Raw genomic sequence first — 15189 nt, 5'->3', positions numbered from 1 at the left:
GCGAGTCCTACGAGTCTTACTTGAGTGGGGTGGTTGCACCGATGGTCCGTTATTTTTACTATTTGGTTTTATTAAATATGCTGGCGAATATCATCCTTTTCGTGCCTCGCATTCTTCTCTCACACAGATTTGAAGGTAGTATGATGTCGTTGGTTTTGTCCATACCAATTGGGTTCACCCTCCTGTATGTGTTTGTCAAATCAATCACGAAGTTCCCCGGACAGGGTTTCCCGGAAATATTAAAACAACACGCGCCGCGATGGGTGCGTATACTCATTTTGATCTATTTCATTATCATCTGGTATTTGGCCGGCATGATAACGCTGATTGCGTTTAGCGAGATCACAAAAAAATATATTAATCCCGACATTTCGTCGATGTTAATCGTTCTGGCTTTCGTCATTGTTGTCGGTATGATTGCCCGTTTGAAATCGGAATCCGTTCTTTTTTGCATGGAAATCTTGCTGGTTACCAATGTCCCCGTTATTGTTTGGGTCTTGTATAAATCTGTAACGAATGAATCCATGCAGTATGATGCTTGTTTTGAAATTGCCACTCATATTCTGAATAGGCCGACTTGGGACTCCATATCCGCTGGCACCTACATTTTCACAGGGTATACGAATTTAGTTATTTTCAACAGACTTCTTAAACCAAATAAAAAAATCCCCTTACTCTGGACAATCCCGATTGTCGGTACTTGTGTTTTGTTAACGAGCTTTCTGATTCCTGTGGGCTACCATGGAACTATGGCCGTGAATACTTACATTTACCCTTGGATTTCAACCTCAGATTCTATGCGGGTAGAATTTGGTTTAGTCGAAAGGGTCTTATTTATTTTCATGCTGCTGTACACCAATATTAGCTTAGCCGGTTCTTTTATACATTGGCATGTGGGTATTGAATTTTTTAAAGAGCTGATTCCTAGTCAGAAAGAAAAAAGCTACTTCACTTGGGCTGTAATAGCCCTTATGGGAGGGGTCACGTTTCTACTCAGCTACTTCTTCAACGACAATTCCTTATTCGATTTTGGCACGATTTATTTAAATGTAAGGCTGGCTTCTGAAATTGCCTTGGTGTTGATCATCGTAATTTTTGCCAGGAGGAAAATGGCGTGAAGAAATGGCTCTTCATCCTGCTGCTCTTGTGCCTGTGCGGAGGATGCGGCTTCAAGGATATTGACAAACGATTTTTCGTTGTTTCCATTGGAATTGATAAATCTGAACATAAAAATATGAAATATCGGATATCGCTTAAACTAGCCGTTCCTGGAAGTAGTCTCGATAATAGTTCCGCGCAATACGAATTGATCACACAGGATGCCAACTCCATCACCGAAGCTGTTCGATTGCTGAAGTCTAAGGTCGACAAAGAACTGGATTTTGGTCATGCCAAAATTATTATTTTTGGGTATCCGTTTCTGAAGGAAAATGGCATCAATGAATTGGACTGGCTCAATCGCCGCAGAGATATCCAACTCGTGTCCTGGGTTGCTGTTGGACAACCTTCAGCAGAAGCCGTATTGGGAACAAAAATATCTCATGAGAGGATGCCTGGCAACTCTTTGCTGCTAAGCTTTGGGAAAACGGGGGTAGAATCGGGTTATGTGGTTTCCGAGTACCTATTCAACTTTTATCGCAAAAAAAAAGAACTGGGATTAGATCCCATTCTCTCCATTGTGGAATCGGCTAACAATCATTTTACGATTAACACTGCCGTCCTTTTTGATAAGGAGAATGTAAAGCTTACACTAAACTCGAATGAAACACGACTTTTTAATATTATGAAAGCAAGTATAAACAAAGTTGAAATTGAAGCGCCCTTCCAGGATTCGAAATTTTTCGTTTCGGTGGATCATATTAATTCGAATTACCACATTCGCATTCCTAAGAGTGGACCTCCTTATGTCGATATGCACATTAAGATGAGAGGTGTCATTGAAGAATCGGCATCAGGTCCCCTCGAAATCAATCAGTTCTCGCAATATGAAGCGGCTGTTTGCCAATCCTCTGAAGAAAAAATAGTGCGGCTTTTGAAAAAATTTCGAGACAACAAACTGGATCCTCTTGGCTTCGGATTAAAGTATCGATCGCGTCACTTTGGAACAGTAGAAGAGGAGTGGCGTACATGGCAAGCTCTTTATCCCGAATTGGAGTTCCGCGTAGGAGTCGAAATGAAGCTCGAAGGGGTCGGCGTGATCAAATAATGTTCGGCTCTGCGAGTCCCTTCAACCTTAGCTGTATTCCCTTGATCAGACATCCATTTATGTAATTGATCAGGCTGAATTCCGAGTTGATTCATCAGATGATGAATATCTATTTCTCTCATACACTACACCCCATCTATGGTTTGTCTCTTTAAGTTTAACTCTTCTTTACTTTATCGGTCAGAGTCGATTATGTAAATAAGTGCATATTGTCGAATCGCCTAAAGAATCCATAAAACGCGTCACCGAAAAAACAAACGAAATGCGTTTTGTTTCGACAAAAAAACAAAAAGAGCTGCACTGGCAGCTCTTTTATTTGGGTGATGATCTCTTATGTTATTGTAGCTGTCCATTCGAAGAGGCTTTGGATGAGACAAATTCGCTAGCCCAATCGACCATGCCGTTCATTAGCGTCAAAATCAGATTGACAGCGTCCTTCTCTGTTAATGTCCCGTTGTTGGACTGGCTGCTGACATATTGGGATGTTTTTTGTTCCAGTTTTTCAACCAAATCCTTAATTTTCAATAGTTCATTGGCTAAGTCTGAGACTTGCTGGCCGTTAGCGCCATTTTGTCCGGCTTGCTGACCTTGACCTTGGCCTTGGCCCTGTCCTTGGCCCTGTCCCTGGTCTTGTCCCTGATCTTGTCCTTGTCCTTGGGCCTGACTTTGAGCTTGATCCTGGTTCTGTCCTTGATCTTCACCCTGCGCTTGCGATTGACCGGAATTTGAGGCTTGCTGCTGATTTTGGCCACCTTGCGAGTTTTGGGATCCGCCTAACAACATTTTCTTTACCTGTTCGAGCTCAATTAGCACCAAGTCGTTCTGTTTGGTGAGTTCATCCATCTGCAGTTTGAGATCCTGTGTTTTGATCATGTTGTCATGAATGCTCCTTCCTTTATTTCACGGCACCGCAGGCGATTCGTTTACCAGAATTTCCGGATGGATCTGTCTTCAAATCATCCTCTTTCTCATGAATGACGAGAGAGGTTCCCCCTGGCTTAAACAACGAATTCGGCTTGTCAGGAAGCATCACTACGGATTTGGTGACCGTACTCAAACGGCCATTACCCTGCTCATCTACGACCAAGTTAGGAAGGTCCCCTGCATGCGCACCTTTGGGATTAAGAAAACCATGCTCTTTATGCATCGGGTTAAAATGCGCACCTGCCGAATCAAATGTCGGCGCATCGCAAGCGGCTTTTTCATGAATATGAAAACCATGGGCACCAGGCGTTAGTCCGCTTACTTGAAGATCAATCTGCACCCCCTCTGGAACGGCTGCCAGTTGCGCCTTTCCAACCGTTTGTCCGCTTGCCCCAATGAATGTAACCTCTAGAGGTGGCGTAGAGCCAGATTCTGCTGTCGCCGTACTTTTCACGCTTTGACAGCCTGTCAGCACAAGCAGCCCCAAACTCACAGTCACAACAATTTTTAATGATTTCATGACCTATCTTCGTCCTCCCGAAAACTTAGCATTTTACATAATCTACCCTTAGGATGCACAACTGACTTCTGCTGTAACCGTATAACAAAAATAAAATTTTCATATATGCTCAGAAATAGTAAAAAACCCGCAATCATCCGATCGCAGGCTTCTAGTCATTTTATTTTCCCTTATAGAATGGTCATCAATTTGGCTATGATTTGAAGATTTTCAAGCTTACGCTTGTAAAAATGGAACTCCACCTTCGTATGCTCGACGGCATCTTCCATTCTTAACACTTGCTGCTGCAAGTCTTTCGTGTAAGGCCACATTTCAGCTTGGCGCTGCTGTTCATTTTTCCCTGTAACCAATCCGTCACCAATGACCTCACATTCCTTCGTCAATAGTTCGTGCTTGGCCCAACTCAGCTCAGATACAGCATCCACATAGATCGCTTCAGCTTGTTTGAGCAGCTCAGGTACTAACTGTAATTCCAAAATAACATCCGACCGGTTCATTCGGACTCCTCCTAAGAGTTTTCGTAAGAAAACTATCTTTGTAGCATAGCTCAGCTTAGCAATGCATAAACTTTCGCTGCTTGCCTCATGTATATTCATAGAAAAATAAAACATGCTCATTAGAGAAATCCGGCGAAAATAAGTCATTAAGACACAAAAAACTAGCATCCTCGCTACCCCGTTTTAGCAGGATTTGACAAACGAATTAAGGTTTCATTAAATCTATGCATAGCCCTCTAAACCCTCTTGTAGCGCCTGATAGAAGCGGATAGAATGATATTATACATAACCGAGGAGGTGACAATGCATGAGCCAAGAAGAAGAAGTTGTATCCCAAAATGAAGAAGAAATCGCTGAAGAGTCCACAGAAGAAGTAGTGAACGAAGAGGCGGCTGAAGAAGTTGCAGAGGCAAGTCAAGAAGCTGCTGCGGCTGAAGAAAGCGTGGAATCCGAAGAGGAATAAATGGTCCTTATTTTAAAATATATCCTCCCCCAGCCATCCGGTTGGGGGTTTATTGATGTTATAGATATTATTTATTTTTTGCGTATAAATTTTCTGAACATTCAAATAATACGGGTGTACCATAAAAAAGGAGATGATTTTGAATGGCTAGTAACAACACTTTAGTCGTACAACAAGCAAAAGCAGCATTGGATCAACTGAAGTTTGAAGTCGCTCAGGAAATTGGTGTCCCTCTCTCCCCTACTGGCTACAACGGTAATTTGGCAACTCGTGATGCTGGCGCGATCGGCGGAAACATCACGAAGCGTTTGGTACAAATCGCAGAACAACAACTTTCCAGCTTCAAACGTTAATCCTTTGATGTAGGCGCAAACTCCAAAAGACTGATTTCACTCGATCCTCCTTAGAGTGACCGTCAGTCTTTTTTTCTATTTCTTCAATATTGTCATCTGTTCCTTCGATATCCTCACGAGTTTTCATTCGCATATTCTATTCAGATTACCTCTCTAGTATGATGGCTTTATCCCTATATACAAAAGGAGTGGTAAACCATGACTGAACAACAATATGAGATTTTCCGTGATCCCTACCGCATGCTTATTCTATTGGCTACATTAGTTAGCGAACAAAAAGGTGAAAAAACACTTCAGTTTGATAACGTCCCCTACTTCGAGAACGACACCTTCCTCATCCAACACGGCAAATTTATTTACAAAAAAGCGCAAACAGAAATCACCTGGTTTCAATTCCTGGGAAGAGACATTGCCTGTAACAAAGACTACACCCGTGAGGAATATAACAAAATGTTCGTTGATTGCCTGGCCTCTCTCTACAACCTTGCCTAGTACATACAAAAGTGTAGAATCCAGTGTAAGAATCCGTAAATTGAAAAGCGCTGTCTAGAAGGATGAACCCTTCTAGACAGCGCTTTTTACCATGAGTTACTTCTTCTTCACTTCTTCTACAAACACATCGCTTGCATCGCGATTACTACCGAGCTCAAGAATTGTATATTTCTTATCGCCAATCATAATCACATCTTCCACTTCGGGAAGCGGATCGCCTAAATATACTGTACCTAGATATACATTACTGCTTTTTAAACGCAAATTCCATCGATGCTGCTGCTTCGTCATTCCTGTTCCTCCCAAACTCTAATGACACCAAGTTACCATAAATCCCGCTAATATGAAAGTCCTATATCAAAGCGCTGACTTTTTTGATATATTAATGACATGATTGAGCGGAAAGGTTGACTAATCCATGACAATGCAAGGCATAACCGATGATGAACTGTCCATCCTTCTGGGGAAAGGTCCTACAGCAACTTTAGAAACTTCAACGAACGATTTTTCCTTCATGCCCAGGTCCAAAAAAAAGCGCAAAACTTACCATGTCCTCATCAAGCTTTTTCGATTTTGGCGCAATTAATCTGTTTACAAAATAACCATCTTATATATTGACATGCTTGAGAATTCTTGGTATATTACTAATTGTCTTCACAAAACGACTTGTTAGCTCAGCTGGGAGAGCACTATCTTGACAGGGTAGGGGTCAGTGGTTCGAGCCCACTACAGGTCATACAGAGAAAGTCCTTACATGGTAAGGGCTTTTTCTTTTATGCTTACTAAAACGTCTTTTACACTTCAATTCATCGATCCACACACTTCTCGATTAAATGCCCAATAATCGCCAATGAAATCCCCAGGACAATACCAGAAAAAACAGGACTTATTAAAAATGCCCAATGTAGTCCGAAAAACATACCAAAAACGAGTCCAGTAAAAAAGCCCATATTATGTGCTAGTTTATCTGGCCTAGGAACTCCTTCTGCTTTTAGCTTAGCATTCATGAACTTTGCCGTATTATACGCATGCCAGATGTTGAACGCGTAAACGGAAGGATAGAACAACCCCCATCCCATATTTACAATCTCGGAAGACTCTTGCAATTTTCCTGTAAACGAGTAATAAATAGACCAGTTTAATTTAGACAAAATATTAAAAGCAATTTCAGAAGCGAGTAAGATGATACCGATAAAATATTCACGGACATATAGTTGCCCGAATCCTGGCAAACATAATGACCAGAGTGCAGCAGCGTAAGGGGACTTGTACACGGGTTCTTGATAAAATTTTTGTTGATGATTGTTATAGAACATCTTGTACCACCTTGTACTTTCTAATATTCAGACAGTATTCCCAAATTATGTGATTGTATAAATCATCGCGAATAACCCCTTTCGCTGAGCATCCATTACTGCAACAAAAAAAACACTTGAATAAATTCAAGTGCTCTTTCTATATTATTTCAAATATTAACGGACGAACTTTTCAAAAACCTGTTCAAATTCTTCTTTTGTTTGCGCTTGTTTATAGAGAAATACACCATTTTCATCACGAATTTCATGTTCATCAAGGCCAATACTTTCATAAAGGTTTACGATGTCTCCAGGTGGACCTTCCACAATGATATCCATGCCCTTCTGTTTCGGAGAGATGATATAGGCTATTTTATTTTTAGGTGAGTACGTATGAAACAATAGATAATTTCCTTTGCGTGTTAAATAATCAAGTTTTTCAGGATAAAATTTCTTGGTTCCACAAGGCAATTTATACGATGACAGTTGAGGCATAATTCAAATCTCCTTAAGCATAGTTTTATTGGAGCCAGAGGCAAGGCTGCGTCCAAAAACTTACATGGATTTACTCTTCAAATCATTGTACGACTTACCACCCGCATTTTCAAATGCTTCTTTATTCATTGTAAAAAAGCACCCTAATGATCAATGATTATGAGTGCTTTTTGCCGATAGAATCGATTGCATGATTCAATGATTTCGTTCCAGTTCCTCTTGCTGTGCGTGAAGCTTGTTTTTTATATCATCGATTTTAGTTTCGAGCCAATCTTTCGTATACACTTTAAGTAATGCGTCTTTCGAAGTATCTATGGCCATCAAAATGACTTCGATATCCGCTTCAGACAACTTGTCATTCGTTAACATAAAATCAACCTCCTCGAACAATTAATCTCATTATTCCCACCTTTTATAAACCTTAATACTTGTCATTCAAGCGCTATTATGCCTGTTCCTCATCCACCACAACCGAATCGCGAATCTGCTCAAAAGACACCGGCGTGTAGTCCAATTGTTCTACACTCACGTTGTAATAGTGGCGTCCCTCATATTTCTGACCATGAATATGCCCATGAACATTCAAATATGGCATCTGTTTATTCATATACATAGGCTCATGCGAAAGGAAGAAGAAATTCATATAAATAAGTGGATACTCACTTACCTCATCAAATCCCGCATCAAGCCACCAGGTCCTCGATCTCCCCCGATCATGATTGCCAAGGATGAGGATTTTATACCCGTTCAGCTGGGAAACAATAGCCTGAGTGCGCTCTTTATTTAAAAAAGAAAAGTCACCCAAATGAAAAACTTTGTCTTCTTTACGGACGACAGCATTCCACTTTGCAATCATAGCTGCTGTCATTTCGTCAACATCTGCAAAAGGTCTGTTTTCGAAGTCAATGATGTTTTTATGACCGAAATGGTGATCTGAAATAAAATAAGTTGTAGGCATATTACAGCTCTCCTTCATTTTAATATCCGACAGCGTTCCCACGTGCTCTCCACCCGTACGACCAAATTAAGGTACATAATGGCAAAGCCCAAAGAAACGGCGCATAACTAACATAATGTTCGACTGGCACACCTACAATGGTTCCACACACAATCGCGAGCATATTCCAAGGAATCATAGCAGCTAGAATGAGGCTTGAATCTGCAACAACTCTGGCAAGCTGGCTGCGCGGGAAGCGTTCCTCCCAGAAAGGCAGCAAACTCCTGCCTGTCATCATGATCGGGAGGGTTTGTGTACACGAAACAAGGCCAAGTCCTAAGCCAAACAAGGCGGTTCGAATGGTTGCGATGAATAGGGAAGTGGAGCTTCCTCCCAACAATTTTTGCATATAGGCCTGTAATACACGATTTTCCTCTAAAATCCCGTTGAACGCTCCCGCGAGTCCAATAAGTACAATTAATTCAACCATACTAGACAAACCTTTGGTTTGCAGCGATTCAAAAGTAATAGAGTGATAACCAAACCACATCGCATGCAGCCATTCCTCCCAAGCGACTCCTTGAAAAATGAGGCCGATTCCGATTGCACTAGCGATGGAAAGAAGAAATCCGTTTCTTGTTTTAAATCTGAACAATATTGAAAGCAGTAAAAGCAGCACAGGCAATAACAACCAAATGCTGTAGTTAAAACCGGAACCAAATTGCTGACTAAGCACATCATTTTCCCCTTGATGCCACTTACCTCTCATGTCGCAAAACAAGAAAAAAGCGAGGGTGATACCTCCAGCCCCAATCGTAGTTGGCAGCAAGGCTTTAAATAAGTCTTTGACGGAAACACCTGTGGAAGATGCCACCAGACGGTTCGCACTGGAAAAAGGCGAAGTCCTATCGCCGACAAATGCGCCCGAAATTAGTGCCCCTGCAACCATCGGCAAAGGGATTTGAAGCAGCACAGCAAGACCGATTAGTGGTATTCCGACCGAGCTTAGCGTGCCCGTGGAAGTTCCAAGAAGCATGGAAATGCACACGGAAAGAGCAAACGAAAATGTAAGAAAAAAGCTAGGATCCACGATGCGAAGTCCTAAATCGATCATATAGGGAATAGTCCCGCTTGCTGTCCACGTAGGGATAACAACGCCAACCAATGCAAGAATCCACATGACTTCTTTGGTATGCTTGACGCCCTCCCACATGCTTCTCAGAATGCCACTGAATCCAGCTCCGCCTCGCCATACGATGACGACCAATGTGATGAGTCCAAATGAAAAACCAATCTCCAAGGCAATGTGCAGCACATATGCGGCAGCGAGTCCTAGAATGGTAATAAGTATCGTTACGCCAAGTTGTCTATTCGTTAACATGTGTCTTTTTATCCTAACATTTCTCGAATGGTATGAAGAGTCTCTTGGATGGCTTGCTTCAGCGCTTGGGACTCTCCTTGGTAAGGATGAACCGAGCCAAAGGTATGATTGCCCTCAGGAATTCGGATCCATTGGATAGCTGAATTTTGCTCGACCATCTGTTTTGAGCCTCGAATAAGCCTCTCGCTATCTTCAGTCCCTTGAATTAACGCAATTGGGAACGCTGCACCGCTAATTCTGCCCATAATATTGAATCGTTCGCTGTTACTTTCCATGTCTTCAAGGATCTCAAGATCTAGCGGCATATTTTGCTTCGTACGACCGTTCAACGTATACGTTCTTCCCGCTGTGCGCATCTCTTTTTTATTGTCCTCTGTCAACAGATCAACATTCGAAATGCCATTCCAACTGATAACACCCGCAATTTGATCTGGATGATCAAGGGCATAGATGAGGCATACCCCCGCCCCTCTACTGTGGCCCAAAAGCAAAATCGGTTTCTCTCCGGCACCAGCAAGCTGTTCATTTCGCCGAATTTCCTCCACAACGGCTTCCAAATCTTCAAGATCCCTGGAATATGTATCGCGCGCGAACTTCTCCAGCTCTGTAAATTCAAGCAGGTCCTCCCCGACGCCATTGTGTGAGAAATTGATGGCCATGACATTTACATTCATAGATAATGATTGCGCTACGTGCGGAAACATCCCCCAGTTTTTAAAACCTTTGTATCCATGGCAAATGATCAAGGTCCCCAGAGCCGGTTGTGACGCCGCTTCATAGAAATCACCTCTCACTATCCGATCCTCTGCTATATGTAGCTCAAATGCTTTACCTACACTTGGTTGCATGAGATAACCTCCCTTTCCTAAGTACTGCTATATTTTAACACAGATGCCATTCCGACAGCAGAGGACGATGAATTTGTTCATAAATTTATGGCAATTAGTAAAAACTTGACTATGACGTTTCATCCAGCTGTTCAAATGTGGACCGCTACTAAAATCAATTCAGGAGGAAGCTTACCTATGCATCATGCCCGAGCAACCCGCTTGCTCCGAACGATGATCTGCACCTTGTTGCTTTCTGTGATGTCCATTTGTTTGTTTGGTCCATTCGGCCATCATTCCTATGGTCAAGCCCTCAGGTATCAAGAAACGACGAATATGACTACTTTTCAGTTGGTTGTCCAAGCCTCTCCACATGCCGCCTACCGATCAGAATCATCTTTTGAAAATAAAAAATTACAGCGAGAGCTTGAGCAACTACAGGCAGGCGCTTCGTACACCGAGCCTTTACCGCCGGATACCACTCTCATTTATCATAAAAAAGGGCAGACGCTCCACTACGGCGTTACGGTAAACGGGGAATTGGTTGATCCGATGACCAAATCCATCTACGCGGTGTCGATGGATGTGCAAGAAGCGCTTCGCACACAGGTTCAAGCGCTTAGAGCTCAGCACTATGGCGAGATCCTGACTTGGGAAGACGCAAGCGCCGTCATCCCCAAATATAGTAAATTCACAATAACCGACGTAGAAAGCGGTCTTAGCTTTGAAGGACAGCGCCGCGCAGGTTCCAGCCACGCGGATGTCCAACCGCTGACGAAGACCGACTCCGCGACGCTCAAAACCATCTATGGCGGCGCATGGAGCTGGGACCGTAAAGCGGTCCTCGTGAGGTTTAACGGCCGCACGCTGGCCGGCTCCATGCACGGCATGCCGCATGGCGGAGACGGTATTCCCGGAAATGACTTCAACGGTCATTTCTGTATTCATTTCCTCGGGAGCGTGACACACGGCTCCCACTCCTCCGATCCGGCGCACCAGGTCATGGTGCACCGGGCCGCAGGCTTGCTGACGTCCTACATCAGCAAGCTTTCGCCTTGGGCGCTGATCGACGTCTGGATCAGCGGCGCCAACCAAGGTGACCTGCAGCTGCTGCAGGTCACCACAGGGCAAGAGCAGGCGGTGCATGTGCGAAGCATGCGCCGGCTGTCTAAGTTCCCGGAGCGGGACGTGTCCCAGCTCCTCGAGTTTGAGGCTGCGGTCGACGTTACGGTTACACCGGCACGTGCTTCCGCGCCTGCGCACAGGCGTGTGCTCTTTCGGCTTGAAAGAGCATCGCTTGATTCGCGCTGGTATATTCGCAGCGCTGTCATGCAATGACAAAAGCCCGTTAGCTCTCATGAACGAGAGTTAACGGGCTTTACATTTATTGCAGCGGCTGGCCAGACGCTTTGCGTAGTTCATTCGCTAAGCGATTGAATTCCGCTCGAGCTGGGAGCGAAGTTGTCGCTTCATAGCCAGCTGACAGAAAAGGGATGATGACATTGGCATCATGCGTTGTAAGTGGATAGTTCACTGGTGTCAGCGTGTTCCACCAGCCTTCACTGCCGTAGGATTCATCATGATCGATTTGGATGCCATTCTCTGAAACATCATTCAAATATTGATAAATGTTAATGAATGTAGATTTTTTACCGCCGCTCCATGCGTAGGTCTGCCAAAATCTCGAGCAAGCACCTGCTTGCTTCACAGCTTCCATAACCGCATACGACCCATATACCCCGGTGGTATACTCCGGAGTCGCTTCACTTGCTGCTTGAATGTACGCAATGACCGTAGCCATTTGAGCGCTAGTCGCGTCAAAATCGACAGCAAAATAGATACAGCTTCCTGCAGGCTGACCTAGCTGATGAGCCACCTGTACCGCGGTAGCGCCGTCAGCCAATCCTGCATTTCTTCCGCCAAGAGCCCGATTTGCCGTAGTTTCGAAAACAGATACGATGTCCAAACCTGCTTGGCTGATTTGTTCCGCTTCACTTTTCGTTAAAGCCTTATACCCGCTCGGGACGAGATATCTGGCCACAAACGAGTAGCCATCTTTGACGAAAGCTGCGGCGGTTTGCGCCGTTAAAGGCGTTGAGCAATCAAAACCTTTGGCCACTTTCTATCACCTAATTTCTACTAGTTTGTTACATCATATGCTCGTAGACAATAGATTGCTACACTTCAAATGAGTTGCTTATTAAAGGAAAGCAACAAAAAGGCTCTTACCTAAGAAGGTAAAAGCCTTTTTATTAGGACTCCAGCTTTTTTACGGTTCCGAATCGTTTGGCGTTTCTAGCGCGTGCACGCTCGATTTCGATTTCTCGATTGCGCGGCTCCGCAGTAGTGACGAGTGAATTCATTAATTGACGTGCAGCTAGCGCCACCTCAGCGACCGCTCGGTTGAAAGCTTCCTCATTCGCCTTGGATGGCGCGGTGAAGCCCGAAATTTTTCTAACAAATTGTAAAGAAGCCGCCTGAATCTCAGCATCTGTAGCAACGGGGTTGAAGTTAAAAAGCGGCTTAATATTACGACACATAACAAGCAGCTCCTTTGCGAATTTTTTGATTTGTTGAACACTTTTGCTTAATTCTCGAAAACCGTAATTTTCCTAAGAATCAAATTAATATCATCATAAATCAGAATATTGCCATCGGCATTTATGACAAATCGCGGTGAAATACCAAGAACAATTTTTTTAGGCTCAAAATCATCATTTAATGCTCCCGAGTAGCCTGGCGGAGTGGGCATCTGATCATAGTTCCCAGTCAAGGAATTAAAAATACCTTTTCTATAAATGGCAATATCCATATTCGCGTAGGGTTCAATCTTCCCCTCTACATTTGCACGATAAAATTGCTTCCCATCTGTAATGAAAAAATATCCATCATGCGTGATTGCGGTATTTATTTGTTCAATATTTAATGTAGCAACTACCTCTGATCCTACCCCAGGAGTAATCTCTTTTATTTGCTTGCTCTCGCGATCAAGAACATACAAGATCCCATTATTAACAAGTGGAACAAGATGATGCATTCGATTTCCCTCGACACTCATGTAAGATGTGAGCCTCTCTCCCTCATGAGCTGTGTACAGGATGTTTTTGAAAGAGTTACTTATCACATATGTTTGTCCGTCATTCAAAGGCTGGATAAAGTCCGTATCCGTATCTAATTGTCCACTCGTATCAAACGCAATCATTTTCACGCTAGGCCATACTTGATAAAAAACAGCCATTTTATTATAAAAGTCTCTTCCCATGACAAAAAGTTTATCTGAAGCTTGATCATAGAATAATGATTTTGGGATGAATTCATAATGTAGAAATTTGCTTGCCGCACCACGCTCGTCTTTATACTCAAAATCAAACTTTGTATCGTTGAACGAAAGGATGGTTTCTAAACTTATCTCTTTTCCTTTGCTCAGATTCATCTTCTTAATATAGAAGTTAGACTGATCATTTTGCGATATGAAATACAGATCATCCTTACCATCCGAGATCATCTCCATATCACTAAGGAAATAATGCGGATAAGGTCCAGATGATGGGAGGAGTCCAGTTAAAGGAATTTTTATAGAGTTCTGTGAAGTTAAATTATCAACTGTCGGCTTATCCAATCGCTTTTTGACAGGGAGAGCGCCATTCAAGCTTTGATCATCTGCTGGCGAAATCGTGATAACCCGAGTAAGTTCATCGAATGTAACTGTCTGTTGGAAATTCTCTGCAATGAACCGAATCGGCACGAGAGTGACTTCATTTTCAATAATAGGAGCTTGCTCAAGGTGGATTGGCGTACCGTCTACATGAGCAGTTGCATTTCCTATCTGCATGGAGAGGAGCTTTGTCCCATATGCCAAGTCAACTCTCTGTACAGCTCCATCCCATTTAACGGTGGCACCTAAGGCTTCTGTAACAAATCGGAGTGGGACCATCGTTGTATTCTCAACAAGGTGCGGAGACATTTGAAGAGTAACGCTCTTGTCATTAATTGAAGCTTTGGTTTCCCCCAATGTTAACTTGATGGAAACGAGTCCGCTTGTAGATGAAGCAAACACTGCTAATGGTGAATAAGTCCATACAAGTAATGCAGATAAAATGAGGCTTCTTCTAACACAATTTAATGGCATGCAACTTCCTCCATGTAGTAATTTCCTACACAGTTTACCATACCTTTCAAATTGATTCTCTTATTATTTTTTCAAAAAGCTGTGTGCACAAAAACGTGCACAAGCCCCTCATCTTCATCAAACGATTGATGAAAATAAGAGGCTGTTTTTATTTTCTAAAAAATAAAAAACCCTTATTCAAAGGGTTTCACTACTATGGGCCCAGAGGGACTCGAACCCCCGACCAATCGGTTATGAGCCGACCGCTCTAACCAACTGAGCTATAGGCCCAAATAAAATTTGGTTGCGGGGGCAGGATTTGAACCTGCGGCCTTCGGGTTATGAGCCCGACGAGCTACCGAGCTGCTCCACCCCGCGTCATGTTGCCGCTCAACAGCGACAAAAATAAATATACACTAAGCGCGAGTGGTAAGTCAAGCGTTAATTTTTAGATAAAATGCAGGAAATTACGTATTGTAACGAACGCCGAAACGTCCCTTTTTCGACTTGAAAACTTCCACTTCTTGTGGGCATTCATACCCGTAAATCCACCAGTCTTCTTCCATTCTTTTCGCCAGACAGCCCGCTTGAAACTTGGAATCATATAATTTTGCCCAATATATCCAGTTCATCGCAATCACTCCGTTTTAATGAAATCGATAAACCTATCTTATCCAAAACCGATCAGACT

At 43.1% G+C, this 15189-nt stretch carries 20 protein-coding genes and 3 tRNA genes; 7 read left to right on the top strand and 16 right to left on the bottom strand.

Features of this window, described 5'->3' with window-relative positions; all coding sequences use genetic code 11:
- Positions 1-41: 41 nt before the first annotated feature.
- Together ACUN27_RS14090 and ACUN27_RS14085 are read left to right on the top strand one after the other, a co-directional pair.
- Positions 42-1118, top strand: a complete 1077-nt coding sequence (locus tag ACUN27_RS14090; RefSeq protein WP_315951341.1) for a GerAB/ArcD/ProY family transporter — start codon at positions 42-44, stop codon at positions 1116-1118.
- Positions 1115-2206 carry a Ger(x)C family spore germination protein gene (locus ACUN27_RS14085; protein ID WP_445559058.1) on the top strand — a complete coding sequence of 364 codons (1092 nt, stop codon included), beginning with the start codon at positions 1115-1117 and terminating at the stop codon, positions 2204-2206. The genes ACUN27_RS14090 and ACUN27_RS14085 overlap by 4 nt, the downstream gene beginning before the upstream one ends.
- Positions 2207-2542: 336 nt before the next feature.
- Here the strand turns inward: ACUN27_RS14085 and ACUN27_RS14080 are convergent, their stop codons facing one another.
- The 3 genes from ACUN27_RS14080 to ACUN27_RS14070 form a co-directional block, all read right to left on the bottom strand.
- The gene (locus ACUN27_RS14080; RefSeq protein ID WP_445559057.1) at positions 2543-3079 is read right to left on the bottom strand and encodes a hypothetical protein; all 537 of its coding nucleotides are present in this window, start codon (positions 3077-3079) and stop codon (positions 2543-2545) included.
- A gap of 22 nt (positions 3080-3101) precedes the next feature.
- Positions 3102-3650, bottom strand: coding sequence for a superoxide dismutase family protein (locus tag ACUN27_RS14075; protein WP_315951345.1), 549 nt, complete (start codon positions 3648-3650; stop codon positions 3102-3104).
- Positions 3651-3820: 170 nt separating this feature from the next.
- On the bottom strand, positions 3821-4147 hold the full coding sequence (locus ACUN27_RS14070; RefSeq protein ID WP_127452074.1) for a hypothetical protein: 327 nt from the start codon (positions 4145-4147) through the stop codon (positions 3821-3823).
- A gap of 307 nt (positions 4148-4454) precedes the next feature.
- Between ACUN27_RS14070 and ACUN27_RS14065 the strand changes: the two genes are divergently transcribed.
- The 3 genes from ACUN27_RS14065 (at position 4455) to ACUN27_RS14055 (ending at position 5455) form a co-directional block, all read left to right on the top strand.
- A complete protein-coding gene (locus ACUN27_RS14065; protein ID WP_157321483.1) occupies positions 4455-4610 on the top strand; it encodes a hypothetical protein in 156 nt (51 codons plus the stop codon).
- Positions 4611-4753: 143 nt separating this feature from the next.
- Positions 4754-4963 (top strand): alpha/beta-type small acid-soluble spore protein, encoded by a 210-nt coding sequence (locus ACUN27_RS14060; RefSeq protein ID WP_127452072.1) that lies wholly within the window; start codon positions 4754-4756, stop codon positions 4961-4963.
- 198 nt (positions 4964-5161) lie between these two features.
- Complete coding sequence (locus ACUN27_RS14055; RefSeq protein WP_157321486.1) at positions 5162-5455, top strand: hypothetical protein; 294 nt, start codon at positions 5162-5164, stop codon at positions 5453-5455.
- Between the two features lie 96 nt (positions 5456-5551).
- Here the strand turns inward: ACUN27_RS14055 and ACUN27_RS14050 are convergent, their stop codons facing one another.
- The gene (locus tag ACUN27_RS14050) at positions 5552-5746 is read right to left on the bottom strand and encodes a hypothetical protein (protein ID WP_079420361.1); all 195 of its coding nucleotides are present in this window, start codon (positions 5744-5746) and stop codon (positions 5552-5554) included.
- A gap of 372 nt (positions 5747-6118) precedes the next feature.
- Between ACUN27_RS14050 and ACUN27_RS14045 the strand changes: the two genes are divergently transcribed.
- Positions 6119-6191 (top strand) — tRNA-Val (locus ACUN27_RS14045).
- A 70-nt stretch (positions 6192-6261) separates the two neighbouring features.
- On the opposite strand, the gene ACUN27_RS14040 is transcribed toward ACUN27_RS14045, so the two are convergent.
- The 6 genes from ACUN27_RS14040 to ACUN27_RS14015 all read right to left on the bottom strand — a co-directional run bounded on the left by ACUN27_RS14040 (position 6262) and on the right by ACUN27_RS14015 (position 10411).
- Positions 6262-6771 carry a hypothetical protein gene (locus ACUN27_RS14040; RefSeq protein WP_445559056.1) on the bottom strand — a complete coding sequence of 170 codons (510 nt, stop codon included), beginning with the start codon at positions 6769-6771 and terminating at the stop codon, positions 6262-6264.
- 156 nt (positions 6772-6927) lie between these two features.
- A complete protein-coding gene (locus ACUN27_RS14035) occupies positions 6928-7245 on the bottom strand; it encodes a hypothetical protein (RefSeq protein ID WP_326062142.1) in 318 nt (105 codons plus the stop codon).
- A gap of 195 nt (positions 7246-7440) precedes the next feature.
- Entirely contained in the window at positions 7441-7614 is a 174-nt protein-coding gene (locus ACUN27_RS14030) for a hypothetical protein (RefSeq protein ID WP_157321493.1), read from the bottom strand.
- A gap of 76 nt (positions 7615-7690) precedes the next feature.
- Positions 7691-8203 carry a metallophosphoesterase gene (locus ACUN27_RS14025; protein WP_315951349.1) on the bottom strand — a complete coding sequence of 171 codons (513 nt, stop codon included), beginning with the start codon at positions 8201-8203 and terminating at the stop codon, positions 7691-7693.
- Between the two features lie 19 nt (positions 8204-8222).
- Positions 8223-9563: a Na+/H+ antiporter NhaC family protein gene (locus ACUN27_RS14020; RefSeq protein WP_326062141.1), complete on the bottom strand. Its 1341-nt coding sequence runs from the start codon at positions 9561-9563 to the stop codon at positions 8223-8225.
- An 8-nt stretch (positions 9564-9571) separates the two neighbouring features.
- Positions 9572-10411, bottom strand: a complete 840-nt coding sequence (locus ACUN27_RS14015) for an alpha/beta hydrolase family protein (protein ID WP_326062140.1) — start codon at positions 10409-10411, stop codon at positions 9572-9574.
- A gap of 177 nt (positions 10412-10588) precedes the next feature.
- Here ACUN27_RS14015 and ACUN27_RS14010 point away from each other — a divergent pair, with 177 nt between their 5' ends.
- Positions 10589-11728 carry a hypothetical protein gene (locus ACUN27_RS14010; protein ID WP_445559055.1) on the top strand — a complete coding sequence of 380 codons (1140 nt, stop codon included), beginning with the start codon at positions 10589-10591 and terminating at the stop codon, positions 11726-11728.
- A 46-nt stretch (positions 11729-11774) separates the two neighbouring features.
- Here the strand turns inward: ACUN27_RS14010 and ACUN27_RS14005 are convergent, their stop codons facing one another.
- From ACUN27_RS14005 to ACUN27_RS13980, 6 genes are all read right to left on the bottom strand, one after another.
- Positions 11775-12509, bottom strand: coding sequence for a DUF1906 domain-containing protein (locus tag ACUN27_RS14005; protein WP_315951353.1), 735 nt, complete (start codon positions 12507-12509; stop codon positions 11775-11777).
- 133 nt (positions 12510-12642) lie between these two features.
- Entirely contained in the window at positions 12643-12930 is a 288-nt protein-coding gene (locus ACUN27_RS14000; RefSeq protein ID WP_445559054.1) for a DUF2277 domain-containing protein, read from the bottom strand.
- 47 nt (positions 12931-12977) lie between these two features.
- Entirely contained in the window at positions 12978-14519 is a 1542-nt protein-coding gene (locus ACUN27_RS13995; protein WP_445559053.1) for a stalk domain-containing protein, read from the bottom strand.
- Between the two features lie 196 nt (positions 14520-14715).
- Positions 14716-14789: transfer RNA gene (locus tag ACUN27_RS13990), tRNA-Ile, on the bottom strand.
- 10 nt (positions 14790-14799) lie between these two features.
- Positions 14800-14876, bottom strand: a tRNA-Met gene (locus ACUN27_RS13985).
- 89 nt (positions 14877-14965) lie between these two features.
- Positions 14966-15130, bottom strand: a complete 165-nt coding sequence (locus ACUN27_RS13980) for a hypothetical protein (protein WP_164484139.1) — start codon at positions 15128-15130, stop codon at positions 14966-14968.
- Positions 15131-15189 lie beyond the last annotated feature (59 nt).

It is taken from the genome of Paenibacillus sp. WC2504, assembly GCF_052682475.1.
Note: the sequence above shows the minus strand (reverse complement) of the source record. Positions and strands in the feature narration are given on the sequence as shown.

What these genes read in the sequence shown, in the direction of transcription:
- ACUN27_RS14090 (WP_315951341.1), top strand. Translation starts at nt 42, where the DNA reads ATGGTCCGTTATTTTTACTATTTGGTTTTATTAAATATGCTGGCGAAT.
- ACUN27_RS14080 (WP_445559057.1), bottom strand. Translation starts at nt 3,079, where the DNA reads ATGATCAAAACACAGGATCTCAAACTGCAGATGGATGAACTCACCAAA.
- ACUN27_RS14075 (WP_315951345.1), bottom strand. Translation starts at nt 3,650, where the DNA reads ATGAAATCATTAAAAATTGTTGTGACTGTGAGTTTGGGGCTGCTTGTG.
- ACUN27_RS14070 (WP_127452074.1), bottom strand. Translation starts at nt 4,147, where the DNA reads ATGAACCGGTCGGATGTTATTTTGGAATTACAGTTAGTACCTGAGCTG.
- ACUN27_RS14065 (WP_157321483.1), top strand. Translation starts at nt 4,455, where the DNA reads ATGAGCCAAGAAGAAGAAGTTGTATCCCAAAATGAAGAAGAAATCGCT.
- ACUN27_RS14060 (WP_127452072.1), top strand. Translation starts at nt 4,754, where the DNA reads ATGGCTAGTAACAACACTTTAGTCGTACAACAAGCAAAAGCAGCATTG.
- ACUN27_RS14055 (WP_157321486.1), top strand. Translation starts at nt 5,162, where the DNA reads ATGACTGAACAACAATATGAGATTTTCCGTGATCCCTACCGCATGCTT.
- ACUN27_RS14050 (WP_079420361.1), bottom strand. Translation starts at nt 5,746, where the DNA reads ATGACGAAGCAGCAGCATCGATGGAATTTGCGTTTAAAAAGCAGTAAT.
- ACUN27_RS14040 (WP_445559056.1), bottom strand. Translation starts at nt 6,771, where the DNA reads ATGTTCTATAACAATCATCAACAAAAATTTTATCAAGAACCCGTGTAC.
- ACUN27_RS14035 (WP_326062142.1), bottom strand. Translation starts at nt 7,245, where the DNA reads ATGCCTCAACTGTCATCGTATAAATTGCCTTGTGGAACCAAGAAATTT.
- ACUN27_RS14030 (WP_157321493.1), bottom strand. Translation starts at nt 7,614, where the DNA reads ATGTTAACGAATGACAAGTTGTCTGAAGCGGATATCGAAGTCATTTTG.
- ACUN27_RS14025 (WP_315951349.1), bottom strand. Translation starts at nt 8,203, where the DNA reads ATGCCTACAACTTATTTTATTTCAGATCACCATTTCGGTCATAAAAAC.
- ACUN27_RS14020 (WP_326062141.1), bottom strand. Translation starts at nt 9,563, where the DNA reads ATGTTAACGAATAGACAACTTGGCGTAACGATACTTATTACCATTCTA.
- ACUN27_RS14015 (WP_326062140.1), bottom strand. Translation starts at nt 10,411, where the DNA reads ATGCAACCAAGTGTAGGTAAAGCATTTGAGCTACATATAGCAGAGGAT.
- ACUN27_RS14010 (WP_445559055.1), top strand. Translation starts at nt 10,589, where the DNA reads ATGCATCATGCCCGAGCAACCCGCTTGCTCCGAACGATGATCTGCACC.
- ACUN27_RS14000 (WP_445559054.1), bottom strand. Translation starts at nt 12,930, where the DNA reads ATGTGTCGTAATATTAAGCCGCTTTTTAACTTCAACCCCGTTGCTACA.
- ACUN27_RS13995 (WP_445559053.1), bottom strand. Translation starts at nt 14,519, where the DNA reads ATGCCATTAAATTGTGTTAGAAGAAGCCTCATTTTATCTGCATTACTT.
- ACUN27_RS13980 (WP_164484139.1), bottom strand. Translation starts at nt 15,130, where the DNA reads ATGAACTGGATATATTGGGCAAAATTATATGATTCCAAGTTTCAAGCG.